The sequence below is a fragment of the Cohnella phaseoli genome, from assembly GCF_003386235.1.
Classification (GTDB): domain Bacteria; phylum Bacillota; class Bacilli; order Paenibacillales; family Paenibacillaceae; genus Cohnella; species Cohnella phaseoli.
Genome location: NZ_QRDZ01000018.1, coordinates 180,812 through 190,762 on the forward strand (window position 1 = coordinate 180,812; position 9,951 = coordinate 190,762).

At 56.8% G+C, this 9,951-nt stretch carries 8 protein-coding genes and 1 pseudogene; 6 read left to right on the forward strand and 3 right to left on the reverse strand.

Annotated features, from left to right (window positions below; translation table 11 throughout):
• Window positions 1–63 precede the first annotated feature (63 nt).
• The 5 genes from helD (at window position 64) to DFP98_RS22025 (ending at window position 6,580) form a co-directional block, all read left to right on the forward strand.
• A complete protein-coding gene (gene helD, locus DFP98_RS22005) occupies window positions 64–2,421 on the forward strand; it encodes an RNA polymerase recycling motor HelD (RefSeq protein WP_116062761.1) in 2,358 nt (785 codons plus the stop codon).
• Window positions 2,418–4,220: a DNA helicase RecQ gene (gene recQ / locus DFP98_RS22010; protein WP_116062762.1), complete on the forward strand. Its 1,803-nt coding sequence runs from the start codon at window positions 2,418–2,420 to the stop codon at window positions 4,218–4,220. The genes helD and recQ overlap by 4 nt, the downstream gene beginning before the upstream one ends.
• 94 nt (window positions 4,221–4,314) lie before the next feature.
• Window positions 4,315–5,400, forward strand: a complete 1,086-nt coding sequence (locus tag DFP98_RS22015) for an SGNH/GDSL hydrolase family protein (protein ID WP_181917853.1) — start codon at window positions 4,315–4,317, stop codon at window positions 5,398–5,400.
• Window positions 5,401–5,718: 318 nt separating this feature from the next.
• Window positions 5,719–6,090 carry a DUF4183 domain-containing protein gene (locus DFP98_RS22020; RefSeq protein ID WP_181917855.1) on the forward strand — a complete coding sequence of 124 codons (372 nt, stop codon included), beginning with the start codon at window positions 5,719–5,721 and terminating at the stop codon, window positions 6,088–6,090.
• A gap of 106 nt (window positions 6,091–6,196) precedes the next feature.
• Window positions 6,197–6,580: a DUF4183 domain-containing protein gene (locus DFP98_RS22025; protein ID WP_116062765.1), complete on the forward strand. Its 384-nt coding sequence runs from the start codon at window positions 6,197–6,199 to the stop codon at window positions 6,578–6,580.
• Window positions 6,581–6,648: 68 nt separating this feature from the next.
• On the opposite strand, the gene DFP98_RS22030 is transcribed toward DFP98_RS22025, so the two are convergent.
• Window positions 6,649–7,257, reverse strand: a complete 609-nt coding sequence (locus DFP98_RS22030) for a 3'-5' exonuclease (protein WP_116062766.1) — start codon at window positions 7,255–7,257, stop codon at window positions 6,649–6,651.
• 180 nt (window positions 7,258–7,437) lie between these two features.
• A complete protein-coding gene (gene uraA, locus DFP98_RS22035) occupies window positions 7,438–8,745 on the reverse strand; it encodes a uracil permease (protein ID WP_116062767.1) in 1,308 nt (435 codons plus the stop codon).
• Between the two features lie 164 nt (window positions 8,746–8,909).
• Between uraA and DFP98_RS22040 the strand changes: the two genes are divergently transcribed.
• The gene (locus DFP98_RS22040) at window positions 8,910–9,548 is read left to right on the forward strand and encodes a hypothetical protein (RefSeq protein ID WP_116062768.1); all 639 of its coding nucleotides are present in this window, start codon (window positions 8,910–8,912) and stop codon (window positions 9,546–9,548) included.
• Window positions 9,549–9,771: 223 nt separating this feature from the next.
• Here DFP98_RS22040 and DFP98_RS39480 read toward each other — a convergent pair.
• A pseudogene (locus DFP98_RS39480) lies at window positions 9,772–9,951 on the reverse strand (hypothetical protein); the annotation flags it as partial.

Consider the following 9,951-nt stretch of genomic DNA (forward strand, 5'->3'; position numbering starts at 1 on the left):
GTTTGCCGCAATCGCATGTTACAACAGAGAATACGAAGTTTACGCGCAAGGAGTGAAAAAGGCATGGAGAACGGTTCCGAGTCTCCTCGGGAAGAGGAAGAGAAGCGGCTGCTTGCTGTATTGGAGCAAGTCGGCCGACGGATGCGCAAGGAGCTTTCCGTGCTCGGGGAGAGACGGGGCGACGTCGTCGGCATTCGCCAGGAATTCTGGGAGGACGTGCGGATGAACTTCTCGGATTCGTCCGAGGTTGCCGAGACGTGGACCAGCATCGTGCAGCAGGCCGAGGTGTTGGCCGAGCGCGAGCGCAGTCATCGCGTCGCCTCGGAGGCGGTGGAGCGGCTGACGAAGCAGTTCGATTCGCCGTATTTCGCCCGTATCGATTTCACGGAACGCGGAGGCGGGACGGAGGTCGTCTACATCGGCCGCGCGTCCCTGGTCGGCGAGGATGGGGAAACGTTCTACGTGTACGACTGGCGCGCTCCGGTGTCCAGCCTGTTCTACGATCATGAGCCGGGGCCAGCCGCCTATCGGGTGCCTGACGGGCAAATTGAAGGGGAGCTGGAGCTGAAGCGTCAGTTCGTCATTCGCGGCGGCCTGATGAAGCATATGTTCGATACGTCGGAGACGGTCGGGGACGAGATTTTACAGGCCGTGCTATCTGAAGGTTCGGATACGGCGATGAAAAGCATCGTGGCGACGATCCAGAAGGAGCAGAACGGCATTATTCGCGATGAGAGACATAAGCTGCTCGTCGTGCAAGGAGCGGCGGGAAGCGGCAAGACGTCCGCCGCGCTGCAGCGGATCGCCTATCTGCTATACCGGTTTCGCGATGCGTTGACGCCGGATCAGATCATCTTGTTTTCCCCGAATCCCGTATTTAAAGGATACATCTCGCACGTGCTGCCCGATCTGGGAGAAGCGAACATGCGTCAGATGACGTTCCGCGAATTGATCGAAGCCCGGCTGGGGCGCCGGTTCGAGGTCGAGGATCTGTTTGCTCAGACGGAGGCGCTGGCTGAGCTGGATGGAACCGCCGAAGGAGAAGCCCGCGAGCGTGCGGTGAAGTACAAGGGCTCGGAGCATTTTTTCGTTACGGTGGAAAATTATTTGAAGCGGCTGGAGCGGGAAGGAATCAAGTTCCGTACGCTGCGGTTTCGGGATATGACGGTCGCCTCGTCCGAGGAGATCGCCGAACAGTTCTACGCCATTGAAGCGTCGGACGGCTTTGCCACGCGCGCCGCGACGACGAAACGCTGGCTGCTGCAGCGTCTGAAGGCGTGGGTGGATTCGCAGATGGGCGAGAAGTGGCTGGAGGAAGCGGCCGAACTGGTCGATCAGGAGGATATTCAGCGAGCGTACGTCGACGTTCGGCGCAGCGGCGGTTTTCATGACGAGGTGTTCGACGACGAGGAGCAGATGAGTCTGAGGCTGAAGCGGCAAGTCGCCGAGACGGCGATCGCTCCGATCGTCAAAGCGGTTCGCTCCTACCGGTTCATCGACGCCGTCGAGACCTACTCCGTGCTGTTCGAGAGTCGGCCCGTGTTTGCCGCATGCGCCCCGGATGGCAAGCTGCCGCAAGGCTGGGATTGGATGAGCCTGCGCGTCGAAGAGACGATCGGGCGCAAGCGGCTCGATCACGAGGACGCAACGCCGCTTATGTACGTATCGGAAGCGCTGGAAGGCTTCCGCCGCGTCGAGGGCGACATTCAGCACGTATTCGTGGACGAAGCGCAGGACTACTCCCCGTTCCAGGCGGCATTCCTGCGCCGTCGGTATCCGCGGGCGCGGATGACCGTGCTGGGCGATTTCAACCAGGCGATCTACGTGCAATCGCAGGATAGCGGCGGCTTCGGCGGATGGACGAGGCTGATGGCTCCCGAAGTGACATCGGTATTGCGGCTGACGACGAGCTACCGTTCGACCGAGCAGATCGTCGATTTTACGAAAGGTATTTTGACGCCTGAGGATGCGGCGAACATTTCGCCTTTCCATCGCAGCGGAGAGCAGCCGCGCTTGATCGCCTGCGCCGATGCCGGGGAGCTTGGCGACCGCGCGTCGGCGGATATCGGAGGGCTGCTGGCAAGAGGCAGCGGGACGATCGGCGTTATTACGAAAACGGCAAGCGAGGCCGCGGATGCCGAAGCGCTGCTCAAGGAGATGCTGGCGGACGACGTGCCTCTGACGCTGGTGACGGGAGGCTCGGCCGAGCTGCCGAAGGGCGTATCGGTGCTGCCATCTTATCTGGCCAAAGGAATCGAGTTCGACGCCGTGCTCGTCTGGGACGCTTCTTCCAAGCGCTACGGACAAGAGAAGGACCGTAAGCTGCTTTACACCGTATGTACGCGTGCTTTGCATATTCTGCATATTTATTGGGCGGGCGAGCCTTCTCCATGGCTTCCCGGAACGGAGGTAGCAAGATGAATCAAGCCGCATTGGATGCGCTGAAAACCTATTACGGCTACGACCGGTTCCGCTCCGGACAGGAGAGGCTGATCGAAGCGATATTGGACGGACGCGACGTGCTCGGCATTATGCCGACGGGAGCGGGCAAATCGATCTGCTATCAGATTCCGGCGCTGCTGCTGGACGGCGTAACGCTGGTCGTCTCTCCGCTGATCTCGCTGATGAAGGATCAGGTGGACTCGCTGAACGCGGCGGGCATCGAGGCGACTTATATCAACAGCTCTCTCTCCGCTTCGGAAACAAGCAAGAGAATGAGAGACGTGGCCGCAGGCCATTACAAGCTGCTCTATATCGCCCCGGAAAGGCTCGAATCGGAGCAGTTCCGCGCGATGATTCGCCGTCTCGAAGTGCCGCTGATCGCGGTGGACGAGGCGCACTGCGTCTCGCAATGGGGGCATGATTTTCGCCCGAGCTACATGACGATCGTCCGGCTGCTGCAGGACATTGAACCGCGGCCGGTCATGGCCGCGTTCACAGCGACGGCGACGGACGTCGTTAAGGACGACATTGTGGAACGGCTGAAGCTGCGCGATCCTGCGCGGGTAACGACCGGTTATGCGCGAAGCAATCTGGCCATGTCGGTCGTTCGCGGCGCAGACAAACGGGATTTCGTAGAAAGATATATTAGAGAGCATTCGGATCAGGCGGGCATTATCTATGCTTCCACGCGCCGCGAAGTGGAGAGCGTCTATTCTTTCGTGCGCGGCCTTGGCGTTCCCGTCGGCAAATATCACGCGGGTTTAAGCGAGGAGGAGCGCGCCGAGACGCAGGAGGCGTTCCAGCGCGACGACCTGCAAATTATCGTCGCCACGAACGCTTTCGGCATGGGCATCGACAAGTCCAACGTCCGCTATGTCATTCATAACAATATGCCGAAAAACCTCGAAGCCTACTACCAGGAAGCCGGCCGCGCCGGAAGGGACGGGGATCCGGGCGAGTGCGTGCTGCTGTTCTCGGCGCAGGACGTCGTGACGCAGAAGTTTTTTATCGAGCAGAGCGAGGCAGATGAGGAGCGCAAGCGCAACGATTACCGTCTGCTTAACGATATGGTCCAATATTCGCATACCGGCGACTGCCTGCAGCTGGCGATCGTGCGCTATTTCGGCGAGGAAAACGGACAAGCCTGCGGCACGTGCGGCAATTGCACGGATACGCGCGAGAGCAAGGACGTGACCGAGGAAGCCAAGTTTATATTCGCCTGCATCTCCGAGATGAAGCAGCGCTTCGGGGTGACTTTGACGGCGAAAGTGCTTCGAGGCGCGAACGACGCGAAGATTAAGCAATTCAACTTCGATCGGCTCCGGTCTTACGGCCGTCTGAAGCATATGGCCGAGAAGCCGCTTGTGCAGCTCATCCACGCGCTTGTGGCCGACGGCTACTTGCGTATGTCGGATACGGCTTATCCGGTCGTGCAGCTGATGGAGCCTGTGCTTGCCGTGATGCGCGGCGAAGAGCTCGTCTATCAGAAAGTCGAACCGGATACGCCTCCGGCTTCGCGCAGCCGTTCGCGCGGAAGCGGGTCGTCCGCTCCGGTCGCGAACGTGGAGCTGTTTAACGCCCTACGCCAGCTGCGCAAGCAGATCGCCGATTCCGAGGGGCTGCCGCCGTTCGTCATCTTTCATGACGCGACGCTGCGGGAGATGTGCGAGGCGATGCCGGAGTCCGAACGCGAGATGCGCAGCGTAAAAGGCGTCGGCGCCGCCAAGTACGAGAAATACGGGCTGGCCTTTCTGCAGCTGATTCAGGAGTATCGGTAAACGGGTCGAATTCCTGCCTATCCGACTATTAATATTGCTAGAAACGAGAAAGATAAGTAATCTCTTAATAGAGGGAAAAAAAGGAGGAAAATCCGTGCAAACCGTTATACGCCATCGAAAACCTTTATCTATCTTCAAGGAAAAATTGCAAAGCGGCAACGTAACGTTAGGTTTCTTGGGAGGCTCGATTACCGATGCGGCGCCGGGTCACAACTGGCCGGAAGCCGTCGTCGCATGGCTGGTCGACGCATATGCGGATGTCCGGTTCAAGGTTGAGAACGCGGGCATTGGCGCAACGGGAAGCGATTTGGCCGTCTTCCGCGCTAAGAGGGATATTCTGGATAGGGGATGCGATCTTGTTTTTGTCGAATACGCAGTGAACGACTATTTCGAACCTAATTCCAAGAGGGCGCGTTCCCGGGAAGGTCTTATTCGCCGTCTGCTCTCCGAAGGAATCGAGGTTGTCCTCGTCTATACGTACCTTCAGGAGATGTACGAGGATATGGCAGCCGGCCGGGTTCCCGATTCGATCGCGGAATTCGAAAGGATCGCGGAGCATTACGGAATCGGCAGCGTATGGATGGGACTGCATGCCTTCGACGAAGTCCGCAGAGGATTTATGAAGTGGGAGGAGTGGCTTCCGGACGGGCTGCACCCGACCCTACGAGGAAGCTTATCATATGCCCAAAGCGTAATTCGCTATTTGGAAAAGGAATTATCTATCGAAGTCTCCAAGTCTTCCGGGAGCTCTCCGCTGCCGGCTCCGCTGGAGCCTCTTGCATGGGAGACAGTAGAGCGACTCTCTTTCGACGAAGTTCAAGGCTCGGGCCCCTGGACGATTCGCCGCTCTTCGAACTCATGCTGGATCGATCAGCTTCTAACGACCTCAGCCGTCGGGGCGAAGCTGGAATTCGCTTTTACCGGCCGTGGGCTCGCGATGGCTTTCGATTTCGGCAAAACCTCCTCCGAATTCCGCTATCGCGTGGACGGAGGGGAGTGGCAGCTGAGCGGCCGTGACCGGCCGAATTGGTGTCCCGATCGGGGCTGGTACAGATTGTTTCTGATCGCTGACGAACTGCCGGACGGCCCTCATCGTTGCGAGGTCGAAGTCGTTCACGGAAACCGGGAAGGTTGTACGGGGACTCGATTCGACCTGGCATTCATCGGTGAAATCCGATAACGAAACGAGGCGCTTTGCGGAGATACGGACCGAATAGCCGAGAATCCCAACGCCTACTTTTGGGCAGAAAGAAGAGAATCTCTTCAGGGGATTCTCTTTTTTTCGCTTTATAGTTGATGGTCTATTCCGGCAGGAGACGTCTGCGTACTATAGACAATAGAGGATTTTTTGCAGCAAGGGAGTGGGGAAATGGCCATAGCTGGGGGACGGAGGCGCTCGGGGATAAAATGCTCCTGCCGGACGAAACGGTTGTGCAGACGCTCGTCCAAACGCGGGCGCGCGAAAAAGAAACGACGTCCGCTTAGGAAACGGAAGAGCTTGAGCCGGAGGAGAGCGGTTCCGCCGGCCGCGGTGCCGACGAGCGGCGCCGATCAGTCGCGTCTTCCGACCGTGAGCGTTCGTCCAATCGTCCAACGCTATTTTTATTTGCCCGCGGACGACATTCCCTTGACGGAAGAGCTGGTCATACCCGCAACTCGGTTCGTCGATGACCGCGGCGAACCGGCGGAATCGTTCCCCGATCATCGTCAGGAAGGATACTTCAATCTCTACGTTAACGGACTTCTGCAGGAAGGCCAACTTTTTCGCGTAGATTCCCGATCGGTTTCCGTCGCGTCCACGGGACAGAAGATACTGGCAGGTACGCCGATTATTTTGGAGTCTGTCGGGTTTATCGCCAAAGTATCCTAAAATAGGATTTCGACCATCGTAATCGCCCGATCGCCGAGGGTTCTTCTGAATAGAATATGAGGAACGGATAGAGCATGTCCAGCACGAAGCGGAGGAGGGATGATCCATGGCATTGCAACTGATGAAGCTGGCGGTGAGCGCAACGACTACGACGACCGTAGATCCTGCGTCGACGAGGTATTTCTATGTGACGACCGCAGTTACCGCAGCCGGCGCAACCTTAACGATCGACGCGGCGAGCTTCTTCGACGATACGGGCGCGGCGGTCGCGAGTCTGCCCGCTCTTAACGCGAACAACAGTTATTTCAACGTCTACGTAAACGGCATTCTGCAGATGGAAGGCATCAGCACGTACACGCCCGGTGCGACGGGAGTGGGATCGCTGGCGATCGCCGTGCCAGCCGGAGGAGATTCGATCTTGAGCGATACGCCGGTGGTGCTGGAGACCGTCGTTTTCGTGCCGACTTCAACGACTACGGTATCGACGTAAGATTAGCGTTGCGTAAGAAAAGCATCCGGAGGATTCGGGCGACCGTATCCTCCGGATGCTTATTTTCGTTAAGCGTACTTGATCTCGACCGGTACGAGATTCGCTTGCAGGGGACTCCACTTGGGCACGCCGTACTTCGTCATGTACCCGAGCGTATTCAGAGACGGTTCTACGCTTTTCTCTTCATTCATTTTCTCCAGCAGCTTCCAGCAGGCGATAATATCGTTGAGCGAACGGTGCGCGCCTTCCAGTACGATGCCGTAGCGGTCGCACATGTCTTTAAGATTATGAGGGTATGTATGCCGTTCTCTGGCGATCGTCAGCGTATCGAGAAAATCGTTGTTGAACGACCGCTTGGCGAATCTCATCAGCGCGTGATGCAGAAATCCGAGGTCGAACAGGGCGTTATGGGCGACGATAATGCTGTCTCCGATAATCCGGTTCAGGATGCGGAAGGCGGTTTCTTCGTCCATTCCGTGAACGAGATCGGCGGACGTAAGGCCGGTGATCTCGGTAATTTTCGGCGCCAGCGCTCCTTCGAAGCGGACCAGCGTCTGGAATTGGCTGACGATCTCTCCGCCGTAGCAGCGGATGGCCGCCATCTCGATAACGCGGTCGCGTGCCGGGTCCAAACCGCTCGTCTCGAAATCTAGCACGGTTATGTTGTCCAGTTTCACTAAGATTTCCTCCCTGCAGATGCGAATAAGCTCGTAAAGTGGCACAATACGGATAATGCTGTCACTTCTACATTACCATAATTCGCCTGCATAATTCTAACTGAAATCCACAGCTTGGGCATCCGCAAAAAAAACGCCGGAGGGCTGAAAGCTCCCTCCGGCGTGAAGAATCCGATTCGCTTAATGCTTCGCGGTGTCGACCGCATCTTCGTTTTCGTTGGATAGCTTGGAGATCTCGAACAGCTTGAACAGCAGGCTGAACACGATAGCGACGACCGTCGCAAGCGCCATGCCGGTCAGCTCGAAGTCTCCCGACTTGATCTTGAGTCCGCTCAGGCCGACGACGAGTACGATCGTGGTCAGGAACAGGTTGGTCGGCTTGCTGTAGTCGACCTTCGATTCGACGAGCATCCGCAAGCCGGACGCTGCGATGATTCCGAACAGCAGCAGCGAGATGCCGCCCATGACCGCTACCGGAATGTGGGCGATCAGAGACGAGAATTTGCCGAGGAAGCTGAGCAGGATGGCAATGATCGCAGCTCCTCCGATGACGAATGTGGAGTATACGCGCGTCATCGCGAGCACGCCGATGTTTTCCCCGTAGGTGGTGTTCGGCGTCGCTCCGACAAATCCGGACAGCATCGTCGACAGCCCGTTGCCAAGCATCGAGCGGTGCAGACCCGGGTCTTTGGACAAATCCTTGTTCACGATGTTGCTGGTGACGATCAAATGTCCGACGTGCTCGACTACGACGACAAGCGCCGCAGGCACGATAGTCAGAATGGCCGTCCAATGGAACACGGGTGTCGTGAACGTCGGAGAGTCGAGCCAGCTCGCTTCGTCCAGGAAGCCGAATTTGATCTCGCCCATCGCGTAGGCAAGCACGTAACCGAACACGATTCCGATCAGAATCGGAATGATCCGCATGAAGCCGCGGAACAGTATGTTGCCTAAAATCGTGACCAGCATAGTCGCCACTGAAATGATGACCGTGTTTGCGTCCATACTCCATTCGGCATCGCCGGCAGGAGCGATCCATCCCGCCATTTGAGCGGCGACCGGGATCAGCTCAAGACCGATAACGGCGACGATTGCGCCCATGGCTGCGGGAGGGAACACGACGCTGATCCAGCCGGTTCCGGCGTATTGAATCAAAATCGCAACCAAGGTGAACACTACGCCTGCGATGATAAAGCCGCCCAGCGCAGCCGCATAGCCGTCGCCCTCGGAGGCATACATGCCGATAACGGCGCCTGCCGGAGAGATGAAGGCGAAGCTGGAGCCGAGATAGGCGGGAATTTTGCCTTGGCAGATCCACAGATACAGCAGCGTGCCGATACCGTTCATCAGCAGGCAGACTGCGGGATCTACGCCGAGGAGATTCGGGACAAGCACCGTGGAGCCGAACATTGCAAACAAATGCTGCAAGCTCAGCGTAACGCTTTGCCCGAGTGGGGGGCGCTCATGAACCCCGATTTCGCGTTTCATAATGTGTTTCCTCCAATAGTCGTCTGTTCATTCGTGAATTTCCTTGTTGATTCTACATAGTCTCCCATCCTTTTGGCAAGCGTTTTCTATGAATTTGCTGCTGCTCTTTCGTTTTCTGTTGGCTATAATAGATAAAAGAGCCGAAATTATGAGGAGGACCATCTTTGAATCACAAGGTTACAATCAACAAGAAGGAAATTGCAGTTACGTTCACTAGCTACTACGATACCGAGCTGGGGGACTTTCTATTTAAGCAGGTGATGTGCGACGTCTACATGCCGGGGAACGAGGTCGTTCCGATCGACGTGGAGAAGGAGCAGATTCGGCGCGTCGTCGAAGGCTTCAAGAAGCGCAAGGAGCTGTACGACGAGATTCCGAAGGAGAAAATCAAAGGCAAAGACTTTTACGTCATCAATACGAAAATGCGGTACGATCTGGATTGGCTGAAAGGAAGGAAGCAGGAGCGCCCGATGTCGCTGGCCGAGCACGAGAAGCTGAAGGCGGATGCGGCGCGCGGCATTAAGCCGGCTCCGAAGCCGATCGAGGAGGAGCCGGAGGAAGCGCCGGCGCCGACGAAGCGCGAGCCGGTTGCGCCGGAGTACAAGGACGGCAGACGGAAGTATCTACTCGCCCAAGGCTTCAAGCATAATCTGGCTACCAACAACTGGGAGATCAAGGACATTCGTTTTCCCGACGCCAAGATCGACAAAGCCGCTTCCGACGCCGAATTCGAGGAAGGCATGAAGCGGCTGCTGGACGCGTCCTATCAGAACCATCTGAAGCGCAGGAATACGAAGTCTTGATTTTGTGCGGCTTGAGAAGGTTATTTCAGTAGGCTTTGTTATCTTGTTTTCGTAAAAATGTGACACCTAAAGAGACGCCAAGAGCATAGCTCAAGGCGTCATTTACTTATTGGCGATTCAGAAAGTCTAAAGTGTGGAATATGTGAATTTTGTACGATGAATCGTACAGATGCCGCGATTTTGTGGGGCGCTGCGTCCATTTTGTGTGGTTTCTCGTTACTACTTAGGTACCCTGGGGGAAAGCGAAGTTGTCTTGGAAAATTGCAATGAGCGACGGAAGGACAGGAAGACCTTGTTTGCGCAATGTGGAAATAAATCCATGAGCGCGCGCAAATTGATGCGCCCCCTCCCAAGTACGGAATGAGCCGGATACTTTTTGCTTCACCTTGGTCATCCGCAAATC